The organism is Bradyrhizobium sp. 482_C4_N1_8, assembly GCF_052075965.1.
Lineage (GTDB): Bacteria > Pseudomonadota > Alphaproteobacteria > Rhizobiales > Xanthobacteraceae > Bradyrhizobium > Bradyrhizobium barranii.
Map to the genome: position 1 here is coordinate 4933231 of NZ_CP197231.1, position 18411 is coordinate 4951641.

30 protein-coding genes and 1 pseudogene are annotated in these 18411 nt (G+C 61.0%); 8 read left to right on the forward strand and 23 right to left on the reverse strand.

The window, feature by feature from the left end; genetic code table 11:
* Positions 1–6: 6 nt before the first annotated feature.
* Positions 7–834 (forward strand): hypothetical protein, encoded by an 828-nt coding sequence (locus tag AB7Z56_RS23780; protein WP_231145040.1) that lies wholly within the window; start codon positions 7–9, stop codon positions 832–834.
* 52 nt (positions 835–886) lie between these two features.
* On the opposite strand, the gene AB7Z56_RS23785 is transcribed toward AB7Z56_RS23780, so the two are convergent.
* Entirely contained in the window at positions 887–1351 is a 465-nt protein-coding gene (locus AB7Z56_RS23785; RefSeq protein ID WP_231145037.1) for a hypothetical protein, read from the reverse strand.
* Positions 1352–1365: 14 nt separating this feature from the next.
* Entirely contained in the window at positions 1366–2769 is a 1404-nt protein-coding gene (locus AB7Z56_RS23790) for a methyltransferase domain-containing protein (protein WP_231145035.1), read from the reverse strand.
* Between the two features lie 169 nt (positions 2770–2938).
* Here AB7Z56_RS23790 and AB7Z56_RS23795 point away from each other — a divergent pair, with 169 nt between their 5' ends.
* Positions 2939–3442 (forward strand): hypothetical protein, encoded by a 504-nt coding sequence (locus AB7Z56_RS23795; protein WP_231145033.1) that lies wholly within the window; start codon positions 2939–2941, stop codon positions 3440–3442.
* A 32-nt stretch (positions 3443–3474) separates the two neighbouring features.
* Here the strand turns inward: AB7Z56_RS23795 and AB7Z56_RS23800 are convergent, their stop codons facing one another.
* Positions 3475–4104 carry a ParB/Srx family N-terminal domain-containing protein gene (locus tag AB7Z56_RS23800; protein ID WP_441256440.1) on the reverse strand — a complete coding sequence of 210 codons (630 nt, stop codon included), beginning with the start codon at positions 4102–4104 and terminating at the stop codon, positions 3475–3477.
* A 376-nt stretch (positions 4105–4480) separates the two neighbouring features.
* Between AB7Z56_RS23800 and AB7Z56_RS23805 the strand changes: the two genes are divergently transcribed.
* Both AB7Z56_RS23805 and AB7Z56_RS23810 read left to right on the forward strand, forming a co-directional pair.
* A complete protein-coding gene (locus tag AB7Z56_RS23805; protein WP_341850559.1) occupies positions 4481–5887 on the forward strand; it encodes an invasion associated locus B family protein in 1407 nt (468 codons plus the stop codon).
* A 137-nt stretch (positions 5888–6024) separates the two neighbouring features.
* A complete protein-coding gene (locus AB7Z56_RS23810) occupies positions 6025–7755 on the forward strand; it encodes an adenylate/guanylate cyclase domain-containing protein (protein ID WP_231145021.1) in 1731 nt (576 codons plus the stop codon).
* A 101-nt stretch (positions 7756–7856) separates the two neighbouring features.
* Here the strand turns inward: AB7Z56_RS23810 and AB7Z56_RS23815 are convergent, their stop codons facing one another.
* The 19 genes and pseudogenes from AB7Z56_RS23815 to AB7Z56_RS23905 form a co-directional block, all read right to left on the reverse strand.
* Positions 7857–8033, reverse strand: coding sequence for a hypothetical protein (locus AB7Z56_RS23815; RefSeq protein WP_231145019.1), 177 nt, complete (start codon positions 8031–8033; stop codon positions 7857–7859).
* A gap of 665 nt (positions 8034–8698) precedes the next feature.
* The gene (locus AB7Z56_RS23820; protein WP_231145017.1) at positions 8699–9040 is read right to left on the reverse strand and encodes a hypothetical protein; all 342 of its coding nucleotides are present in this window, start codon (positions 9038–9040) and stop codon (positions 8699–8701) included.
* A gap of 23 nt (positions 9041–9063) precedes the next feature.
* Positions 9064–9345, reverse strand: a complete 282-nt coding sequence (locus AB7Z56_RS23825) for a hypothetical protein (RefSeq protein ID WP_231145016.1) — start codon at positions 9343–9345, stop codon at positions 9064–9066.
* On the reverse strand, positions 9338–9610 hold the full coding sequence (locus AB7Z56_RS23830; protein WP_231145015.1) for a hypothetical protein: 273 nt from the start codon (positions 9608–9610) through the stop codon (positions 9338–9340). The genes AB7Z56_RS23825 and AB7Z56_RS23830 overlap by 8 nt, the downstream gene beginning before the upstream one ends.
* Positions 9607–9801 carry a hypothetical protein gene (locus AB7Z56_RS23835; protein WP_231145014.1) on the reverse strand — a complete coding sequence of 65 codons (195 nt, stop codon included), beginning with the start codon at positions 9799–9801 and terminating at the stop codon, positions 9607–9609. Before AB7Z56_RS23835 ends, AB7Z56_RS23830 begins: the two co-directional genes overlap by 4 nt.
* Positions 9798–10001 carry a hypothetical protein gene (locus tag AB7Z56_RS23840; RefSeq protein ID WP_231145013.1) on the reverse strand — a complete coding sequence of 68 codons (204 nt, stop codon included), beginning with the start codon at positions 9999–10001 and terminating at the stop codon, positions 9798–9800. Before AB7Z56_RS23840 ends, AB7Z56_RS23835 begins: the two co-directional genes overlap by 4 nt.
* The gene (locus tag AB7Z56_RS23845; protein ID WP_231145011.1) at positions 10001–10225 is read right to left on the reverse strand and encodes a hypothetical protein; all 225 of its coding nucleotides are present in this window, start codon (positions 10223–10225) and stop codon (positions 10001–10003) included. Before AB7Z56_RS23845 ends, AB7Z56_RS23840 begins: the two co-directional genes overlap by 1 nt.
* A gap of 258 nt (positions 10226–10483) precedes the next feature.
* Complete coding sequence (locus AB7Z56_RS23850; RefSeq protein ID WP_231145001.1) at positions 10484–10858, reverse strand: hypothetical protein; 375 nt, start codon at positions 10856–10858, stop codon at positions 10484–10486.
* Positions 10855–11451, reverse strand: coding sequence for a hypothetical protein (locus AB7Z56_RS23855; protein WP_231145000.1), 597 nt, complete (start codon positions 11449–11451; stop codon positions 10855–10857). The genes AB7Z56_RS23850 and AB7Z56_RS23855 overlap by 4 nt, the downstream gene beginning before the upstream one ends.
* 22 nt (positions 11452–11473) lie before the next feature.
* The gene (locus tag AB7Z56_RS23860) at positions 11474–12355 is read right to left on the reverse strand and encodes a YdaU family protein (protein WP_441256441.1); all 882 of its coding nucleotides are present in this window, start codon (positions 12353–12355) and stop codon (positions 11474–11476) included.
* 11 nt (positions 12356–12366) lie between these two features.
* Entirely contained in the window at positions 12367–12813 is a 447-nt protein-coding gene (locus AB7Z56_RS23865) for a RusA family crossover junction endodeoxyribonuclease (protein WP_441256442.1), read from the reverse strand.
* Entirely contained in the window at positions 12810–13115 is a 306-nt protein-coding gene (locus AB7Z56_RS23870; protein WP_441256443.1) for a hypothetical protein, read from the reverse strand. Before AB7Z56_RS23870 ends, AB7Z56_RS23865 begins: the two co-directional genes overlap by 4 nt.
* Positions 13116–13129: 14 nt before the next feature.
* The gene (locus AB7Z56_RS23875) at positions 13130–13327 is read right to left on the reverse strand and encodes a hypothetical protein (protein WP_441256444.1); all 198 of its coding nucleotides are present in this window, start codon (positions 13325–13327) and stop codon (positions 13130–13132) included.
* Positions 13324–13629, reverse strand: a complete 306-nt coding sequence (locus tag AB7Z56_RS23880) for a hypothetical protein (protein WP_441256445.1) — start codon at positions 13627–13629, stop codon at positions 13324–13326. The genes AB7Z56_RS23875 and AB7Z56_RS23880 overlap by 4 nt, the downstream gene beginning before the upstream one ends.
* 89 nt (positions 13630–13718) lie before the next feature.
* A pseudogene (locus tag AB7Z56_RS23885) lies at positions 13719–13970 on the reverse strand (DUF2312 domain-containing protein); the annotation flags it as partial.
* Positions 13967–14449 carry a hypothetical protein gene (locus AB7Z56_RS23890; RefSeq protein WP_441256446.1) on the reverse strand — a complete coding sequence of 161 codons (483 nt, stop codon included), beginning with the start codon at positions 14447–14449 and terminating at the stop codon, positions 13967–13969. The pseudogene AB7Z56_RS23885 and the gene AB7Z56_RS23890, both read right to left, overlap by 4 nt.
* Positions 14446–14988, reverse strand: a complete 543-nt coding sequence (locus tag AB7Z56_RS23895; protein WP_441256447.1) for a GcrA family cell cycle regulator — start codon at positions 14986–14988, stop codon at positions 14446–14448. The genes AB7Z56_RS23890 and AB7Z56_RS23895 overlap by 4 nt, the downstream gene beginning before the upstream one ends.
* Before the next feature lie 18 nt (positions 14989–15006).
* Positions 15007–15378 carry a hypothetical protein gene (locus AB7Z56_RS23900; protein WP_441256448.1) on the reverse strand — a complete coding sequence of 124 codons (372 nt, stop codon included), beginning with the start codon at positions 15376–15378 and terminating at the stop codon, positions 15007–15009.
* 168 nt (positions 15379–15546) lie between these two features.
* Entirely contained in the window at positions 15547–15810 is a 264-nt protein-coding gene (locus AB7Z56_RS23905; RefSeq protein ID WP_441256449.1) for a hypothetical protein, read from the reverse strand.
* On the opposite strand from AB7Z56_RS23905, the gene AB7Z56_RS23910 reads away from it, so the two are divergent.
* The gene (locus AB7Z56_RS23910; RefSeq protein ID WP_441256450.1) at positions 15809–16261 is read left to right on the forward strand and encodes a helix-turn-helix domain-containing protein; all 453 of its coding nucleotides are present in this window, start codon (positions 15809–15811) and stop codon (positions 16259–16261) included. The two genes, AB7Z56_RS23905 and AB7Z56_RS23910, sit on opposite strands and share 2 nt — an antisense overlap.
* 249 nt (positions 16262–16510) lie before the next feature.
* Here AB7Z56_RS23910 and AB7Z56_RS23915 read toward each other — a convergent pair whose 3' ends face one another.
* Complete coding sequence (locus tag AB7Z56_RS23915; protein WP_441256451.1) at positions 16511–16999, reverse strand: hypothetical protein; 489 nt, start codon at positions 16997–16999, stop codon at positions 16511–16513.
* A 44-nt stretch (positions 17000–17043) separates the two neighbouring features.
* On the opposite strand from AB7Z56_RS23915, the gene AB7Z56_RS23920 reads away from it, so the two are divergent.
* From AB7Z56_RS23920 to AB7Z56_RS23930, 3 genes are all read left to right on the forward strand, one after another.
* A complete protein-coding gene (locus AB7Z56_RS23920) occupies positions 17044–17220 on the forward strand; it encodes a hypothetical protein (protein WP_354095367.1) in 177 nt (58 codons plus the stop codon).
* Positions 17217–17435 carry a hypothetical protein gene (locus AB7Z56_RS23925; RefSeq protein WP_441256452.1) on the forward strand — a complete coding sequence of 73 codons (219 nt, stop codon included), beginning with the start codon at positions 17217–17219 and terminating at the stop codon, positions 17433–17435. Before AB7Z56_RS23920 ends, AB7Z56_RS23925 begins: the two co-directional genes overlap by 4 nt.
* A gap of 87 nt (positions 17436–17522) precedes the next feature.
* Complete coding sequence (locus tag AB7Z56_RS23930) at positions 17523–18410, forward strand: hypothetical protein (protein ID WP_354095365.1); 888 nt, start codon at positions 17523–17525, stop codon at positions 18408–18410.
* Position 18411 lies beyond the last annotated feature (1 nt).

Here is an 18411-nt window from a genome sequence, read left to right on the forward strand (position 1 = left end):
TTTCACTTGAGATCTGTAATTAACGCTGCGGCGCTCGCGACCCTTGTGGCCGTAATCCTACTCTGCTTGCCTTACATCACTACGGGCCATTTCTGCGGGGTGAACGAAAGCGCCGCTGAATGCACCCGGGGATGGTTAAATGGCATCTTGCCGATCTACGCGCTCGCTGGCGCTATTGTCGCGGCCCTATTTGCCTTCGGGCAAATGGATGCTGCACAACGGCAGCTGAGTGAGATGCAGTCCACAGCCCAGCAGACCAACACCTTGGTCGAGGCCAACAAACAGTTGGCGACCGCAGCAGAACAATCAGCGGCCGCTGCCAGTTCGGCAAACAAACTGTTGACGGCCGTTCAGCGGCCTCATCTGCGGCTGGTACGCGTCGAGATTGTTTCGCCTCTGAGCCGACCAGCTCAGTATGCCGCTCAGTTGTCAGTGAGAGCGACCTTCAAAAACGCTGGCAACACGCCCGCGATCAAAGCGTTCCCATCCTTTAGAGCATTTCATTTTGTCGTAGGCCCATGGGACGAGATCAAAGAGTTCAGCAATGGCATTAAAAACCTTCCTCGGCACGTTCCAGCCGAGACTATCTTCCCAGGGGAAGAAATGACCCACGAGGCTCAGCTCCCTATCGATGCCGCTCCGGGACTTCGAGTTGGTCTTTTTCTCGGTGTCGGATATTTTTTCGAACCCGAACAGGAACGTTACATCACCGCCGCAACGTACATCGTAGAAACAACAGACGGTCGCACTGATTTCTCATCCCTGCCAGCTGGCGAACAGATAGAGAAAGATTTGCTCCGCGCGAGATCCATCCCGATCAGGTTTGTCAGCTAGGCGCACTCCTGCGTAAGCAGCAGGCTAGTCAGCCGCGATCAGAGCCGGCCCGTTAAATGCAGTTGAAGCGTCCGGCGGCGAGCTCCGCGCCGAACTGAAAATTCCGACAGGTCAGAAAGTCCTTGCCGCGGCCCGCAAACGACCGCTCAGCGGTGCTGCCGTCGAACTCAACGCGGGTAGCGCCGCGGAGCATGACCGTATCCCCGCCCGCCATAGGGCCGGCGGCGACGTCATCAGCGGCGCCCGTCACCCGGCAAGCCATGTGGAAGTTGTTTGCCCAGCGGTAGGGCTGAGCGACGCCGCACACATAGATCAGATCGCCGACCGCGTGGCCTGCCAGATCGACCTCTGTGTTGACCGGGGCGCGCGTGCCGATGGGCTTGATGTACGAGCCAATGAGGCACCTGGCGCAATGCAGATCGGAGTTGAAGCCCTTGACGTTCTTTGCCCAGAAATACTTCCAGCCTTGGAAGGCCGGGCGCTCGGACAGGATGAAGAACTTCAGGTTTGCCGACACTGTTGCGCCCTCGCCTATTGAGCCGCGGCGCGGAAGGCGGCCTTCACGTCTTCATGACGGCCGATGCGCTTCTCTTCACCAAACGGCAGGTTGAACTCGAAATCTATCGAAGGGTATAAGATACCCTCCGGCGAGTGCAACACCTTCTTCGCATGAGCCTGCCAAGACGTGCCGGCATTGGTCCGCTTCACGATAGCGAGTCCGTGATCCGCGCAAAGCTTCTCGATGCCCTTGGCGTCGTGGAATTTCTGATAGAACCACACACCGTTGCGGTAGAGCGCGCTGAAGCCGTGCTCATCCAAGAACTCGACGCCGCGACGCTGGTTCGTGTTGACCGTCTTCGTGTGGTTCAGCCGGCTGTGCACGCTTTCCATGGTGCGCCCGCTGAAGAACACGTTGCCGCCGACCTTGCACAGCGAGTTGATCATGGTCATGACCGCGTGCTCAGCTTCGAGGCTGTCCACCGAGTTCATGACGCTGTCGCAGACCACCGCATCGTAGCGCCCGCGGCTGCGCAGGTCCGAGCAGAGCTTGTCGATCATCAGGTTCACGGCGGTGCCGTCCAGCGTCGAGCTCGATCCCTTGCGCCGGAACAGCTCCACGTCATGGAAGTCGAAACCACGCAGCCGCATCGCCTTGGCGTAGTCGCCATGGCCCGAGCCGAAATCGATATATCGGAGATCCTTGTTCGCCTGGGCGAAAGGCACCACCAGCGTTTCGTAGAGCGACGACTTCTGGTCGCGCTTGGCCGCCGAGCCCTCGCCGGCCCGGAGCCGGTTCATCTGGGCCAGCGTCTGGATGTACGTCTTGCGCTCCAGTTTGTCGTAGCTGAACACGCCGTACTGCTTGCTCAGCAGCTCGCGCGCGCGGGCGATCTTGTCGTCGGGCAGCACATGCACCGTGAGCGGGACGTTCTTTGCACGGGCCGCCAGCGCGTATTGCGCGGCATGGATGATCTCGCCGGACATGGTTGATACTACGCCGCCCCATGGGCCGAAGCGCTGTATGAGGCTGCAAATGTCCTCACGGACGATGCTCATGCCGCTGCGCCAGTTGGCCGTCAGCCGCTTGATGTCCACCTGATGCCAGCCCGGCTTGTCGAAGCCGCCCGTGATGCGCGCGTTCTCGTCGCCGTTGTCCACGTCGGTGCCGTTGTGGAACTGGTTGAACTTGATCTCGTCGTACAGCGTCGTCTCGCTGGACAGGAAGTAGACTGCCGCGCGCGTGATGCCCAGGTGCCGGAGCGCCTTGGTCCGTTGATGGCCCGCCACGAGCAGGTCACCGCGGACGATCAGCGGCTTGACCAGCCCCAACTCGGTGATGCTCCCCGCCAGCGCCTTCAGGTCGTCTTCGTTGATCCGGCGCGGGTTGTATTCAGCGCCACGGAGCCCCGTGATGTCGGCGTTCAGGTTCAGCATATCGTATCCAAATAACTTGTATCGACACATGACGTTTGGAAGATACGACCAGACAAGCTATGTTCCCGCCGTGGTTGAACCTGCCACTGTCATTTCGAGTGAGTAAGTACCCATGACCAATTATTTAGCCGTCGCACGCTCATTTTTAAAAGCCATTGGGAGTTGAGAGATGCAGTTTGGCCCACAGCGACTACTTGGACATCTTGAAAGAACTTCTGATCACATAAGCATTCCGACCGACGGATTGCTAACCGGTCTTCGCATTGGGAGGACGATCGAAGATCTCAGTCGCTTTACATTGGAAATTTACTACAGCCCGATCGTTGGCATTGGGCAGTTGCATTTTGATGGTCTCGGCGGTGCTGACAAAACCTTTGCCCAGCGCGGCAGCCTCAGTAAGTTTGTTCAGCTCCCTGCCGGCGGTAGCTGGGGAGACTGGCGTTTTTATGAACTCTCAGATCCCGGACTACAGCTCACGTGGCCGGGCAAAGTCACAAACCCAGGTTTTGCTTTAGGTCCGGAAGAGAAAGGCATGCCAACCAAAGTGCCGGAAAACGGAGGCGGTGGAGCATTGGCTCAGAGGCCCGGCTGGACCATAACCGCCCTACAATTTACCGAAGATCCGTCGGATTGGGATGTCGGGTTGAATTTATGGTACCGACAACTGCTTTAAGCTAAGGGCGTCGCACCAGAGACCATGCCTAGTTAAGCCGCCGCGTCCAGCAGCCACTGCGCGAAGCCGTGGCTGAGCCCGAACTGGTCGGTGTAGCGCGCCAGCATGCGGTTGAGCCCTTCGAGTTCTTCGTCCGTGATGACAACGCTCGCCTTCCCGAATTTCATGTGCTGAGCCCGCACGCCCGTCGCCGCCTCGTCGCGGTCGGCCGCGATATTGACGCCGCCCTCGTCGAACAGCTTGGTCATGAACTCCATGTCCAAGCCCATCTTACCCACGTCGAAGTTCAGCGCCTCGATTGCCTTGATCTCGACCTTGAGCAGCGCTTCGTCCCAGCCGGCGTTCAGGGGCAGCGCGTTGTCGGCGATGGTGTAGGCCCGGATTTGAGCCTCCGTCCAGCCGCGCGCGACCATGACGGGGATCTCGGGGATGCCGAGCTGCTTGGCCGCCTCCAGGCGGGCGTGCCCGGCGATCAGCATGCCCTGTTCATCGACAAGGACCGGCGTGGTCCAGCCCCACTCCTGAATAGATGCGACCAGTTGCGCTACCTGCGCCCGTGAGTGCGTGCGCGTGTTGTTGGGGTAAGGGCGCAGCCTGTCCACGGCCACGCGCTGGACGTTGTCCGCAGGCCATTCCACGGCCAGTCCAATAGGATGCGTCATGGCGGCCGTCCTTGTTGTTAATGTGAGCCGCCCCGGGGCGGTTTCAATGGGCGACAAGCACCGACGCGGCCTGAAGTATGCTGCCGCAGTGCGAATGTCCGCTCTGCCCCCGGGAGCGGAAATGGTTAGTTCTGCCTCGCTAGTCAGCTAAGGGCCAGCAGCGGACCCGCGACGATAGCGGCGGCGGGCCCCCGAAGAAGCAAGAGCAGCGTGAAAAGACCATGGACGCTCATCCAGGTTTCCTAGGACGCTGTTATCGCTTGGCCACTAAGCCGCATGATCTGGGGAACTTGCGGTTTGCTACTTGATCCAGATCAATGGATGCCTACCCCCCAGACCTAGCGTCAGGCCAGACCATATCTGTCGGAGAAAGAAGATGCTGAAGCACTTGCTTGTGATTCTTCTTTTGCTGCTTTTCCCCTCGGCATTCCATTCCGCTACCGCAGCAGATAATCGAACTGCGGGACCACAAATCCAGGAGGAAATCTGGGCGTTGCCGTTTCCGCTACCTGTGCTTGCCTTCCTGGTACGGCCGGTCGGAGATGGGCCGTTCCCCCTGGTGGTCATGAACCACGGGATTTCTCTCGACGCCAATCAGCGGACGATGTTTCCGGCGATCGAATATCGGGACGCGGCACGTTGGTTTGCACGCCGCGGTTATGTGGTCATCTCGCCTATCAGGTACGGGGCGAGCAGTCTCGATGACAAGGATCAGGGTCTCTACGGGTCTGTCTTTGCCCACGTCGGTAGCTGCGACAACCCGAACTTTCGTGGTCCCGGGCTCGCTATCGCCACTCTGAATGAGTGGGTCATCGACTACATGAGTAAGAGGAAGATGATCCAGCCTGGCAAGGTTGTCGTCGTTGGCCAGTCTGGCGGCGGATGGGGTTCGATCGCTCTTGGGAGCCTAAACCCGTCATCAGTTCAGGCCATCCTTACATTTGCGGCTGGCCGTGGAGGCCGCGTTGACGGAAAACCCAACAACAATTGTGCACCCGACAAGCTTGTTGCCGCTACTGGTGAGTTCGGCCGCACCGCGCGCGTCCCGATGCTTTGGATCTACGCCGAAAACGACACCTACTTCGGACCGGAATTGACGAAGCGGATGCATCAGGCCTTTGTCGAAGCGGGCGGAAATGCCGATTATCGTATGCTCCCGTCCTTTGGGACCGACGGGCACTTCATGATCGATTCCGCCGACGCGGTGCCGATCTGGTCGCCCTTGGTATCGCAATTTCTAGAGAAGCATTCAGCGACCGCCCCGCCGCTTGGGCAACAAGTCAACGGCGCTTCGGCCCGGCAGGAGCCTCAGTCGACGCCGCCGCGATTGCGGCTGCCTGAAAACATCCATTTATCAACCTGGCAAAAATTTTGTTTCGCCTCATCCGATCGAACCACGATATGCCGATCGACATCAACCGCCACGGACGATCTCGATCAGGTCGTGGTGCGTGTCGATCTGATCGAGCGAGCTGACGGTCCGGCTCGCTTGCAGCTATTCGTTCCGCAAGGGGCAAATCTGCAGCAGGGAGTCAAGGTGACGGTAGATCAGGGCAGCCCTATCCAGGTTCCTTTCAACTGGTGTCTCACCAACATCTGCATCGCAGCCCGCGGAATCGAACCAACTGTGGCGGCCCAAATGGAAGCCGGTCAACAGCTCAAACTCGAACTCACCGACCTTTACTCCTCTTCGCTGGTGATAAATTTGCCGCTTAGCCAGTTCGGGGCTGTTCACCAAGGCCCGCCTGCCAAAACCTTCGAATTCAGCTTGAATGAGGAATGAACGAAGTTGGTCTCTGACCGCTTGACGTGGCTGAGTGCGGGGAAGCTCGACTGTGAGTACATCGGACGTTTCACCACGGAGCACGAGACATCTCAAAGGTTCTCGCTCTTAAAGGATTCAAGAAATTCTCCGGATCGATGATCAAACAGTCGATACGGCGGCGGATTGTTGCGATCTCCGTCGGATTGATCATCCTCATGCTGGCGACATCGGTCCTATCGATAGTGATGATCAGGCGCGTCGGCCATCTGCTTGATGAACTCTCTGCACGGTACGCCCCGATCAACGGGCATCTGACGCGGATCAATACTCTGTCTCTGGAACGAGGTCTCGCGGTCCGCCGCATGGTGATCGCGAAGATGCAGGAGCCGCCCGATGTGCTCGGGTATAGGGCCCGCTTGGAGTTATACAACGCGAAGGGAGACGAGGTCGAAAGTGAGGCGCAAGCCGCGCGGACACTGATCAATTCGATCATTGAGGACGCAAGTACACCCTCGGACAATGCAGCCCTGGCGCGCATCGAAAACCGAATTGAAAATCTGAGCGATACTCGCCGCAAACTGAAGCAGGAAACCGGAGAGCTACTTTCACACCTTGAGGCCAGAGACTTTGCGGCGGTCAGGCGCAGCCTTGCGCAAGCAGACGCTGCTCGCGACGAACTGGATGAGAAAGTCAACGCTATTCGGTTGAGCATGTTGACCGTCAGCGATGGGGCTATCGCAAAAATCAGGTCGGAACAAACCCGGGTGGCCCTGACCTCGGCCATCGTTACGCTGCTTGCCGCGATCGTCGGATTGATTTTCGCCAACCTGGTCAGTGGCGGCATCATTCGCTCGATCCGTCAACTGCTAGAGGGTACCCGCGCGGTCGAAGCGGGCCAGCTCGATCAGTCAATCGATGTAAGGGCGACTGACGAAATCGGACAACTGGCGGCTGCCTTCAATCGGATGGTTGTGCAATTGCGCAACAACCAACGCATCAAGGAAACATTCGGCAAGTATATCGATCCGCGCGTCGTTGAAGGACTGATCGATCGCCCTAATTTGACGGCCGCCGAAGGCCAGCGCCGAGTGATGACTGTGTTGTTCTGCGACTTGAAGGGCTTCACCAGCCTGAGCGAAGGCATGACCCCGCAAGGTCTCGTCAAGGTCATGAACCACTATCTTTCGGTCATGTCCGAACCAATTCGGAACAACCGAGGGATCATCGACAAGTATATCGGCGACGGCATCATGGCTTATTGGGGCCCCCCTTTCGTCGATGAGGCCGATCATGCCCGGCTTGCATGCCTCGCCGCGTTGGAAATGATCGAACGTATCGAAAAATTGCGTGAGGAGATTCCTGAGCTACTTGGCGTTCGCGCAACCCCAATGGAGAAATGCGATCTAAGGATCGGGATCGCGACCGGCGAGGCGCTGGTCGGCAGCATCGGCTCCGACGTGATGATGAGCTACACCGTCATGGGCGACGTAGTGAACCTCGCCTCGCGGCTGGAGGGCGCGAACAAGGTGTACGGCACCCGCAATCTCGTTTCCGAAAGAACTATTGCTGCCGTGGGCACCTCACTTGAGGTGCGGGAGATCGATCGGATCGTGGTAGCGGGGCAGAGTCGTTTCGAAGCCGTTTTCGAAATAGTTGGAAACAAGGGTGATCTTACACCACAGCAACTTGCATCACGGGCCAAGTACCTTGAAGGGCTCTCGGCCTATCGGGACCGGCGATGCGATGATGCGCTTGCCGCGCTCAATGCGTCGCTCGAAGCGATGCCCGGCGACGGGCCTGCAAGGGCTCTAATCGAGCGCATCGAAAGCTTCAAAGCAGAACCACCGCCGTGCGACTGGGACGGGTCGTGGCACATCGAAAAATAAGCGCCGGTCTGACACGGCGGTCGTCTGCGGTCAAAAGGCGAAATGCTCAAATTGCCTGCGTAAGCCTGCTTTGCCGCCAGAAGCGGGCATCCGTCCGTGCGTTACTGCGCCGGCTTCGGCGAGATGAAGGACACGCAACCGTGCTCGATCTTCTTCGAGACGCGCGTGATCTGGGTCTTGGACGCCTCGCAGCTATCCTTGTCGGCGAACGGGCAGAGCACGCCGACCCCCGCAAGCGCGAAGACGACGGGCAAGCCGCTCAGGTCGGGACCGTACATGCGCGCTCCTGGGCAGCGTCGGGATTTGGTCGGGGCCGACCTCGAGCTTTTTCTAGGCGGGACGTGCCGGGCTCAAACCGGTACCAGCAAATCCGTTCAAGGGCTTAGCAGCCGCGCCCTGAAGCAGACGCGGCCGGTGTGCCAAGCCGAGCGGCCCGTATGAAACCAATCAGCCCCTAGGGCGTACTAGGTGGGCGGAGCGATCAGTCGCTTCCCGCAATGCGGGATCGCCCCGCTAGACATGCGAGACGGAACAATCAGCGTGTTTGTGAGTGCGATATGCAAGAGTGTCAGGAAGCTCAGCGGTATCGGAGGCAGGCGGGGCAGTGCCGAGAACGGGCCAGCGGCTCCGACGACCCGATAGCTCGGCAGGAATGGCTTCGGTTGGCGACGGAAATGGAGAAGCTGGCCGAAGCGGAGAGCAAGCGCGCTAGCCGTTCCGCGATGATCATCCCGAGTATCCGTTCACGGCAAGGAACAACCTGACTAGCGTGTAACCCCAGCCGATGCCGTAGGCAGCAGCGGTGCAGGCCAAGGCCGCGACGGTGACGCGCCCGATGATCTCGTAGACGCTCACGCGCGCCGGCCCGTGCGCCAGCGACAGCCGGCGTAGACGGCGAGCAGGTTGAGCCCAGCGTAGATGCCGGCGGCGATCAGCGCGGTTGTCATCGGCCTGCCTTGTCGAAGATACTGGGGATGATCGGGCGCGCGGGCTGCTCGCCCAGGAAGTGTTGCGCGATCTCGCTGGGGGTCATCTTGCAATCGGCGCTGTACACGTCGATCACGCTGGCCCGCGGCGGGTACCGGAACAGCAACTGACCTTCCGGCGTGGTCACCATGTTCGGCGGCGCGGCTGCCGGCGTCAGACCGATGCCGTGCATGTCGATGGTGTTTTCATCAACGAATGCATGGTCATAGCCGGCGGCACGCAACTTTTGCGCTATCTCATCCCACGCAGCCCGGCTGATCTCCAACTCCGCGAAGGTATGGGTGCTGCGCAGGGTCATGGACGTTCCTCGGTTGCGGGAAGTCAGCCGTGCAAGAACTCGGCGCGGCGATGACGCGCGCGGGCGGCTTCGGTGTTCAGTTTCATCTCGACCAGCCCATGGGTGCGGACGGCGATCAGCATCTCGTAGGGAACCGGCGTCGGATGGTTCTCGACGTAGACGAACGTCGCGCCATCAAGGCCCGCCAGCGGATAAGGCTTGTCGATGCGGACGACATGGAAGCGGTCATGCAGCAAGCCAGCTTCATTCAGAACAGCCATCACGGCGTCATAGTGCCTGCCGTAGCAGAAGAGCCGGCTACGCATGGGCCGCCCTCGCCTGCTCAGCCGCACGCTTGGCGGCCTTGCGGTCACGCTTCGCCTGGGCGGCCGGGATGGCCGTCTCAGCGGCGGCCACGCGGCGCTCGTATCGCTGCATGGACGTGCGAGCCCAACGGTCGCGATCACGGGCCGCGGCGATAGCCGCCGGGTCGTAGGGCGTCTTGGAGCTTTCCATGGGGGCATCATCCGTGACGGTGAGGACGTGGGCCGTGCCGACCGGCGCGGTGACGGCGAGGACGCGGCGGCTCACGCCTTGAACAGCACGGCGCGCACGGCGCAATCCTTGGCCTCCAAGAGCTTGCGGAGGGCCGTGGTGCTCTCGGCGTTCGCCGGCAGCGTAGCGGCCAGCTCGTGCGCGAGGTCATGGAAGCGCTTGCTGATGTCACGCAGGGCCTGATCTCTCAGGTGCTCATAGGCGAAGAATTGCAGCAGCGCGTTCATGTGCCAGCTTTCTTGATCAGGGTCAGGTCGCGCAGGTTGCGGTGCCAGAGCGTGCTGTCGCTCAGCCGCCGGACCTTGAAGATGTTGCCGGTGTGCTCGTTCACGGTGCCGACGAACTCCGGGATCGGCCCGAACTCGCGGACCTTCACGGTGTCGCCATTGCCGATGCTTTGGCGCAGCGGGGCCTTCATGACGGCCATCAGCGGCTCGCCCGGCGGCATTCCAAGGGGCGCGGTTTCTGGCCGAATTTCTTGCTTGCGATCCGCTTCAGTTCCTCGCGGTCCACCCAGCTAAGGGTGGGGTCGTTGAGGTCGATGATCACAATGTCATGGTCATGGAAGGCGAGGCGCTTGGTCCGCTGATAGTCGACCGAATTGCCCAACTGACGGGTCGGGTAGTTCGTGCGGAGCGCGTTCAGGCCCATGGTTTCTCTCGCGTTTTTCCAGACACGCAAGAATTGCGCGTCATACAAATCGGCTGTATATGCGACTGGTGGACAAGATCGAATTCAGGGCCGCCAAGGCCGCCCTCGCCCTCACCAATCCCGGCATGGCGAAGATGCTCGGCGTCTCGCTCAGGACCGCAAACGGCTAGCCGGTCGATGCCGCGCTCGATGAATGCCATCTCGCCCGTGAGCACCGTGATTGCCACGGGCTTCTCCATGACCGCCTTTTTCTTTGACCTACGTGCCATTCGCCTGCCCCCTCTGCTCTCGCGTCAATAGCTTGCCGATGTATTTCCACCCCGTAGCGCCGCGCGGCACCTTGAGCCCGTGCAACACAGCCCAGCGCGCTGAGCCGTACAGCACGGTCGCGTGGTCGCGCGCCGTCAGCTCGCCCAGGAGCGTCGAAGACGCCAAGGTCTCCGTGAGCGCCTGATAGTAGAACTCGTGTAGTGCATCGATCACATGCGGCTGGCGCGTCTTCGGCAGAACATCGACGGGCCGCATGTTGTATTTGTTGACGACGCGGGCGAGCATGCCCTTGAGCACCGGGTGCTCAGCCAGCAGCTCGACCGCGGCGTTCACGCGCACAACCTGCTTTGTGTGCACGCTCAAAAGTCAGCGCCCTGATCCAGCGTCACGCCGTCAATCACGATGGGCGCGGCTTCGAGCGCGGCCATGGCGGGATCGATCATGCGTGCCGGGGCACGGCCTTCGTGCGGCGACACCTGATCCGGCTGCGAGGACGCTCGCCACAGTCCAACCAGCTCAGGCATCGTCCAGCTACCGCCATCGGGCAACGTGCGGGCAAAGGCGCGAAGCGTGTCACCAATCGCGGGGTGCGCGATGTAGTCTGCCTTCGTCCTCACGCGCTGCAACGTTTTCACCGGCTCAACATCGCCGCCGATACCCCAGTTCGGGCCGTACTTCGCTTTGAGTTCATCAAGCGTCGGGCGACGCTCACGCGGCGGCGGTAGCAGGCCCTGATCCTTCATGCGCTCGCGCTCGTCGGCATCGACGTTGTTCAGCCCCCAATTTTCGAAGCGGCGCTTCCTCGCCTTTTCGGCCATACGGTCGTCGCAAGCCGACTTCACCTCGGCGACGCTCGGCATCCACTTCAGCTTGCCCGGAACCCCCGTGCGCGGGTCACACACATGCTGCACGACATCGGGCGCGTAGCATTGCAGCACCGCTGCGATAGCGCCCAAAAAATGCTCTCCGTTGCCGTTGTCAGCGACTCGAAAGCAGGCGGCCAGACTGGTCGCTGCTCCAATCGCTTGCGAGGCCGTCGTCCTGTTCCAGTCGTCGCTGGCGTTCGAGGAGCCGCGCTCCGGCCTCTGCGAGGCTACCTCGATTACCGGGCCGGCTATTTGGTCTAACATCGACGTTCTCCGCGGGTTTGATTGTTGCAGTCGGGACGGGTTGCGCGGCGCGCGCTGCGGCGGTCGCGAAAACTTTCTCGTAGTAGGCAAGCGGCATCGTGGTGCCGGCGCGCTCGGTGACGATGCGCGTCTCGGCGGTGACCATCGCCTCGGACCACCCGGCAGCGATCCACGCCGCCGCGCGCTCGCTGACGCGATAGAACGTCGGTGGTGCGTCGGCGTAGTCGGTGAAACCGGCGGCGTTCAGGAATGCGAGACCGAGAGCGATGGCGGCCTGCTTGTCCGCGGAGGGAAGCGGTCTTGCCGGAAGGCGATCTTCGGCGACAGCGGTTTCCGCCTCGCGCTCGCGCGTTCCTTCAATATCTCTTTCTTTCACCGTCTTAGGTCTTAAGTCTGTGGTGGAAACGTCCTGCAAACCTTGTGCTTCCTCCCTGCGTTTGCGGTGCTGCTCCACTGCATTTGCAGACTTGACCTCAGACTTTCCAATGACATGCGCCAAATCTCGGTCCAGACGACGGTGCCGTAGGTCGTCGCCAAAGAACGACATCAGGAGGTCACCAGATGACGACCACTGGCGGGTGGTCATGCGCGAGACCCGGCGATAGGCGTCACGGTTCGGCAGCGGGCCGCCGCGTGCCCAATACGCCATGATCATCAGCAGATAGGCCCCGATCTCGACCGTGCTCAGGTGCTGCGTGTCCTGAAGGAAGTCGCCGATATCGAGGGGCATCCAAGGTCGTTTCACGCTTCCAGCCCCTTAATGCCGACAACCACCATGGGCTGGAGGCCGTAGACCTTCTTGCTGCCGTCGAGGTCCACGATCCGCGCATCGTCCGTGAGCACGATGCCGTTCATGCCGTCCTCAACCGCCTTGATGATGTTGGACAGGTCGGGCTTTACGCCCGGCCGGATTTCGCCCACCAGCGCGCGGTCCTTTTTCGCCTGGGACCACGATGCGGGGATCTCGAACACAGCCCGGACACAGAGCGACACGCAGCCGTCAATGGGCGGCCGGCTACGCATAGCCAGCCGCGCCATCGTCCCCACCGCGCGCTCGTAGGAGACCGTCTTAGCGGGCGTGTAGTGCGTCCTCTTCCCGCCGGTAGCCGCGGCAAGTTTGCGCGACGAACGCGCCCTCGCCTTTCCCTGCGGCTTGCCGGGCACCACGAACGTGACGGGCTCGATCACGCAACGACCATCCAGACAGTGCGCTTCGTCCTATCGTTCTCGCGACGGGTGCCGCTGTCTTTGAGCACGCCCATCTCCACCAACTCGGCGCGGCGGCTGCGGTAGGTGGACTTCCGGCAATTGAACTTGCTGTCCAGCTCCCAGTCGGTCAGGCCGACGTTGCCGGCCTCGCGCATCACGGCGAGAACCTGAGACTGGATCAGGTTCAGGCGCGGCATGACCATGCGTGCGGCTTCGCGTGACGACTGCGGATCATTGCCGCGATGCATGCCGTGGACGTCGTCGGGCAAGGTGTCCTTCATCGAACGTGCAGGCGCTACCATTTGTGAAATTCCTCATTGCTCTTTTGTGGCTCGGGTACGCGGGACAAAGTTTCGGCGGCTTCGCGCAACATCGCGATGTAGTGCTCAGCCTCGGAAGCGCGGATACCGGCGATGGCGCGCTTCAAATTCGCGGGGCTCAGTTGGTTCGCCAGCGCTACGAGCGCGGAGCGTTGCTGACCGACCGTGCTCATGTCTCCTCCGGCGCTGGAGGTTGACGAAAATGGCTGCAAGCCGGGGTGCGCGCGTCGAAGATGCGGCGGCGCTTGGGTTCGCCTGCCCCCTCGAAGTGACGCCGCCAGCGGTCGCACGCCCCGTTGACGGTCTCCGGTGCCTCGCGCTCGGCCTTGGTCCGCAACTTCCGTTGATCGAAGTTGAGACAGCCGAAGCAAGTCTTGCCGGCCGGGCCGGTACCCGACCAGTGCATCATCCCGGTCGGCGTCGCGTCGATGCGCTCTTGCAGGCTTGGATTGGCAACGGTCAGGTGCTCGGTCATCAGCCAGCCATCCGCGTGTCAGAGCGGTTGCGGCGGCCCGTGGTGCGCGTTGCGGCCTGCATGGCTGCCGCGCCCAGGGGAGTGTCCGCGAGCATCCCCAGCGCGCGCCGGTAGACGTCCAGAATGGACTCGTGTTCGGCCCGGTCGCTCGGGTCTTGCTTGCGTTCACGCACAATGGTCCTGAGCGCCTTCACGTCGTAGCCGTTGCCCTTCGCCTCCGCGTACACATCGGTGATGTCGTCGCTGATCGCCTTCTTTTCTTCCTCAAGGCGTTCGATGCGCTCGATGATGCTGCGCAGTTGATCGCTGGCGAACTCTTGAGCGGGAGCGGTCACCGTCATGACGCTTCTCCCCAATGCGCGCGGTCCCAATCGCTGAGCCGGCGATCCATCTGGTGCTCAGTCTCGTGGGTCATGTAGAAGTCATCGCAACAGCGGCGATAGAACTCATGCCAGCGGCGAAGGAAGTGCGGGTCGGGGTGCTTGTAGCCGATGATCTCGGCACCATGAGCGAGGTGCAGCGTGAAGTGGTGCGGCAGTGTGTCGATGCCGTTGAAGAACATGTTGCAGAGGCCGCGCCACGCAACATCTTCGTCGAAGCCTTCCAGCGTCATGAACGTGGTGGCATCGCCCTCGCCCGACTTCATGGCCCGCCCGAGATAGGCGGCCTTCATGACGCTGGCGCGGTACCGCGCGACGATCTTCTTGGTCGGGTGAAACTTGCGGATGCCGTCCGGCCCGCGGCATGCGAGCACCAAAACGGATTGCTGCTGCATCGTGGTCTCGAAAATCCACTCTTGAAAAACAGATGGCGTCGTCATGCTGCGTTCCTCTCCGGGAGCCGGTGGGTGATGCCGTAGTGGCGGGGGCAAAAGCTCGACCGCTCCGGCCCGCGCTTGCCGCGGATCACCATCGTGATGTGACCGCAGACGGCGACGGGTTCGCCGTCCCCGGTGCAGATGTAGGCGCACTGGTTGCTCAGGCGGTCGAGGAACGGGATCAACAGCGGCGCAACCTCGTCCGCCATGCGGACGGCCGCATGCTGATGCGTGATGGGCGGATTGTGAGGGATGGCAGGGCCGACATACCGGCGCTTCTGCGGCGCGATCACAGTGCCCTCGGCTACGGCCTTTGCGTGCCTGATGCGCGCGACGCTGTTGCCGGTGCGGCGCGGGCGCGGTGTGACGTTCGCGTTGTGCGTTTTGCCGCGAGGCTCAAGCTTGAGCCGGTGCACCTTGCCGATCACTGCGTTGCGCGTGACGTGACCGAGCTCGGCCGCGACTTGCGAGGCGCTGAGCCCGGCCGTCCAGAGCTTCTTCAGCATCTCGATGCGGTCGTCCGTCCATCCTAGCGATGACATGACGGCGACCCCTCGGGCTTATGATTGAAGATCGCCGCGAGGGCGATCCGGCAGAAACGCAGGAAGTGATATTTCGCGAATGAGCGGATCAGTCTCATTAAGGCCCCCAACGATCTCGTTGATTTTGCTCCGCTCGCGCTCAGCCTTTCGGTCGAGATCATCGCAGAGTTCTTGGTAGTATTTCGCGAGGCGATAACCGACCGACCAGCGAGGCTCAGGGGTGCCGTCAACGGTGATGAATTTCCGGACCCAAGACGCTGAAACACCTACGACTGCTGCCAATTTTTCGTAGGCCACCATGCGAGAACCGTACAAAGGCTCCAGCTTATTGACTGTGTTTTTCACGATGCCGCGCATGATCTCGACTTCGCTGTTGTCGTTGTTACGCATGACGCACTCCCAAACTTTTTGACGCACTCCTGCCAATGTTTGTCCCGACAGGGACAATGATCCGTGGGCATGCTGAGCCCATGGAAAACCGAAATAGCAATGAAGATGGTTTTGAACCGATAGGGTTCGCAGCGGCCCGTGTAATCACGAGGCTGCAAACCCGCGACGTCATGCGCCGCGGGCCTCAGTTTTCATCCGCCACAGGGCGTCGGGATCAGCTACGCAGTATCCCTTCGCCGCCAACGCAGCCCTCAGCAGATTGTGCGTGTTGCTGGGGAACGTGTGTTGCCTGCGCCAGTTTGAAATGGCGCTCGGCTCGCCGCCCGTGATCGCCACGACGGCAGGGTTGCCGCCGAGAACGTCAATGACTTTAGCGGTCAAGAACTCGCCGCGATCCGCGGAGAGGACTTGCAGTGCTTTGGATTTGCTCATGCCGAGAATACGTAAAACAGAAAATTTGTATTCGCAAGCATCAAAACAATTTGGATATGATATAAAAGCGCATCAGGGCATAGTTCCCGGCATGGTCAATAAGCCGGCATCGGGGGCAAACAAGCCCATTCCCAAGCGCCTTCGCACCCTGCGCATTGCCGAAGGGTACGAGACGGCTCTCTCGTTCGCGAATCACCTGGGCATTTCGCCCGCCCGCTACGGCAATATTGAAGCCGGCAGCAACCTCTCGATAGAGGTCGCGCAACTCATTGTTAAAAAGGTGCCGGGCGCGTCGCTGGACTGGCTGTATAACGGCAAAGAGGAAGCTCTGCCGCTGGGCTTGCGTCAGCGGCTCGGCTCGGTCGAGGCTGAGACCGGAAACATCAGGACCTCGCCCGCATCCCGCACCAAGACAGGTAGTCCGTCCGGCCGGCGGTCTTCAGCCAAATAGCTCGCGACCAGCACGCGCGTCGCTTCGAGCACGGCCAGCGCATCAGCGGTGTCCTCGGGAAGCTGCATCGCGATTTGCAGCGCGTGGCGTCGGTGCCACGGCAATTCTATTCCAACTAACTCACCCAACATACCCTTAGCCCATATTTCTGCTTGTTATTCCCGCTGACGCAATTGCGACACTATTGCGCGCGTTACCACCTGCCTACCGTCCATTTTGGACGTTCTGTGGACAACAATCAGACCGCGTTCAACGGTCGGTTAACAACTTCTTTGCGAGGGCGGTCAGCTTGTCGATACTCGCGGGCGGCTTTTGGCGACTAACGGCCATCAGGTAGAAATTGCCCCGCTGCACGACGATCTTCGCAGCCAACAACTCCTTCAGTTTGCGAAGCACCGTTGTCCTGGGCATATTCAAATAGAGCGCGATCTTTGTCGCATTCATGGGCCGACCTTCCGCGTGACCGATGAACACGCAGAAGCTTACAAACATTCCCATCACGTTCGCGCTGGAGCCCGCCCCTCGATATACGTCCCGTTGCAAGAGCAGCGCGCCCTCGATTGCGATCTTGTACAACGGATAGCGGGCGTCGCTCTTGTCGATTGATGCTGCTGGCATCCGCGCGAGGTAGGCGAGTATCAGCTTCGTTCCAATACCCGCCCGGTGGAATTCTCGATCGAGGCTGGCCTGAGCTGGATAACAAATACAAACAATTTTGTTCTGTTTGTTGCATATCAAAATTATTTGTGTTTTATGGTTCCCACATTTTGAGGAACCGGCACATGACCAAGCAGCCCGACGACCTCCCTCTCTCCTTCGCGATGTCAGAGCAGGACGCTCAACTGTCCGCCCTCTACCGCCGTGAGTACGCCGCGTGCGGTGATCAGGACACGGCAGCCAAGAACGTCGAGCAGCACCTGCTGCGGCAGAACATCCTCCGCGCAGCGCGCGCCGAATGAACATCATCGAGCAATTCACCAGCCCGCATCAGGCCGCGCTTGACGCCGCGCTGCTACCGCGCCCCGGCGACAGCAATCATTGCGCCTTCGACAGAGCGGCAAAGGTCATCACGGCAGCAACCGTGAAACGAATGGCCGAAGCTCAGCCGGCACGCGAGCTGACCGCCGATGACTTCGACGACGAACAGGCGCGCGAGGATTGGAGCAGGCGATGAGCGAGCTAGCGCAGGCAGCACTGGCACTCGGAAGCATTTTGATCGCGCTGGCCTTCATGGCTTACGCGGGACCGGAGACGGAAGCAGATGGTGAACGTTAAAGAGATCGACTGGCATGGGCGCGGCAATCGCCGCTTCGACTTGCCCCATGAGCCTGATCTGGACGAGCGGCCCAACCCGCGCGCGGTGATGGGCGGCAACAGCAAGCCGGCGGGCGTCGAGCCCCTGATGAACAGCACGGCGCTCACGATCCCCAACCCCACCCCGCTGGAGTTCGCTAAGACCTCCATGGAGATGATGGGCAAGTTTCTCGACGATCACCCGGTCATCGAACTTCACGAAGAGGCCATCGCGAAACAGGCCAAGACGCACATCGACACCGCGCGCGGCTTGCTGTCCGGCCTTGAGACCGAGCGAGACCGCAAGGTCCGCCCGCTCAACGAGCGGGTCTCGGAAATCAACAGCGCCTACAAGGCGGTCACGCGCCCCTTCCAGAAGGTACTGGACGATATCCGGGAGAAGCTGACCGACTACGCCAAGGCGGTCGAGAACGAACGGCTCCAGATTGCCGAGGAAGCGCGCCGCAAGGCTGACGCAGCAATCGCGGCGGCGCGCGAGGCTGAGCGCCTTGAGCAAGAGGCTCGCGACAACGCCCGCCAGGGCGAGCTGGAAACCAGCTTGGCACAGCGCACGGTCGAAGCAGATGCGGCCTTCGCTGACGCGAAGAAAGCAACCCGCCAAGCCGCGGTCGCAGAGCGCGACACGAACGTGAAGGTCGGGGGCGGCGTCGGCCGCAGCCTTGGCCTCCGCACACAGATCACCCTCACGCTGGATGATCCCGTCAAAGCCATCGTTGCGATGAACGGGGTCTCCGAAAAGACGCGCGAGGCAATCCTTTCGGATGCGCGAGCATTCCGGAAACTGAACGGCTCTTGGCCGGCGGGGGTCACCGCCACCACGGATCGCTCAGTCTAGT

Coding starts and splice junctions, on each gene's coding strand:
- AB7Z56_RS23925 (WP_441256452.1), top strand. CDS start 17,217: ATGAACATCATCGAGCAATTCACCAGCCCGCATCAGGCCGCGCTTGAC.
- AB7Z56_RS23890 (WP_441256446.1), bottom strand. CDS start 14,449: ATGACGACGCCATCTGTTTTTCAAGAGTGGATTTTCGAGACCACGATG.
- AB7Z56_RS23810 (WP_231145021.1), top strand. CDS start 6,025: ATGATCAAACAGTCGATACGGCGGCGGATTGTTGCGATCTCCGTCGGA.
- AB7Z56_RS23835 (WP_231145014.1), bottom strand. CDS start 9,801: ATGAACGCGCTGCTGCAATTCTTCGCCTATGAGCACCTGAGAGATCAG.
- AB7Z56_RS23845 (WP_231145011.1), bottom strand. CDS start 10,225: ATGGGCCTGAACGCGCTCCGCACGAACTACCCGACCCGTCAGTTGGGC.
- AB7Z56_RS23895 (WP_441256447.1), bottom strand. CDS start 14,988: ATGTCATCGCTAGGATGGACGGACGACCGCATCGAGATGCTGAAGAAG.
- AB7Z56_RS23930 (WP_354095365.1), top strand. CDS start 17,523: ATGGTGAACGTTAAAGAGATCGACTGGCATGGGCGCGGCAATCGCCGC.
- AB7Z56_RS23790 (WP_231145035.1), bottom strand. CDS start 2,769: ATGCTGAACCTGAACGCCGACATCACGGGGCTCCGTGGCGCTGAATAC.
- AB7Z56_RS23900 (WP_441256448.1), bottom strand. CDS start 15,378: ATGCGTAACAACGACAACAGCGAAGTCGAGATCATGCGCGGCATCGTG.
- AB7Z56_RS23905 (WP_441256449.1), bottom strand. CDS start 15,810: ATGAGCAAATCCAAAGCACTGCAAGTCCTCTCCGCGGATCGCGGCGAG.
- AB7Z56_RS23840 (WP_231145013.1), bottom strand. CDS start 10,001: ATGGCCGTCATGAAGGCCCCGCTGCGCCAAAGCATCGGCAATGGCGAC.
- AB7Z56_RS23920 (WP_354095367.1), top strand. CDS start 17,044: ATGACCAAGCAGCCCGACGACCTCCCTCTCTCCTTCGCGATGTCAGAG.
- AB7Z56_RS23870 (WP_441256443.1), bottom strand. CDS start 13,115: ATGAAGGACACCTTGCCCGACGACGTCCACGGCATGCATCGCGGCAAT.
- AB7Z56_RS23910 (WP_441256450.1), top strand. CDS start 15,809: ATGCCGAGAATACGTAAAACAGAAAATTTGTATTCGCAAGCATCAAAA.
- AB7Z56_RS23875 (WP_441256444.1), bottom strand. CDS start 13,327: ATGAGCACGGTCGGTCAGCAACGCTCCGCGCTCGTAGCGCTGGCGAAC.
- AB7Z56_RS23880 (WP_441256445.1), bottom strand. CDS start 13,629: ATGACCGAGCACCTGACCGTTGCCAATCCAAGCCTGCAAGAGCGCATC.
- AB7Z56_RS23795 (WP_231145033.1), top strand. CDS start 2,939: ATGCAGTTTGGCCCACAGCGACTACTTGGACATCTTGAAAGAACTTCT.
- AB7Z56_RS23820 (WP_231145017.1), bottom strand. CDS start 9,040: ATGACCCTGCGCAGCACCCATACCTTCGCGGAGTTGGAGATCAGCCGG.
- AB7Z56_RS23860 (WP_441256441.1), bottom strand. CDS start 12,355: ATGCCCCTCGATATCGGCGACTTCCTTCAGGACACGCAGCACCTGAGC.
- AB7Z56_RS23815 (WP_231145019.1), bottom strand. CDS start 8,033: ATGTACGGTCCCGACCTGAGCGGCTTGCCCGTCGTCTTCGCGCTTGCG.
- AB7Z56_RS23825 (WP_231145016.1), bottom strand. CDS start 9,345: ATGCGTAGCCGGCTCTTCTGCTACGGCAGGCACTATGACGCCGTGATG.
- AB7Z56_RS23800 (WP_441256440.1), bottom strand. CDS start 4,104: ATGACGCATCCTATTGGACTGGCCGTGGAATGGCCTGCGGACAACGTC.
- AB7Z56_RS23805 (WP_341850559.1), top strand. CDS start 4,481: ATGCTGAAGCACTTGCTTGTGATTCTTCTTTTGCTGCTTTTCCCCTCG.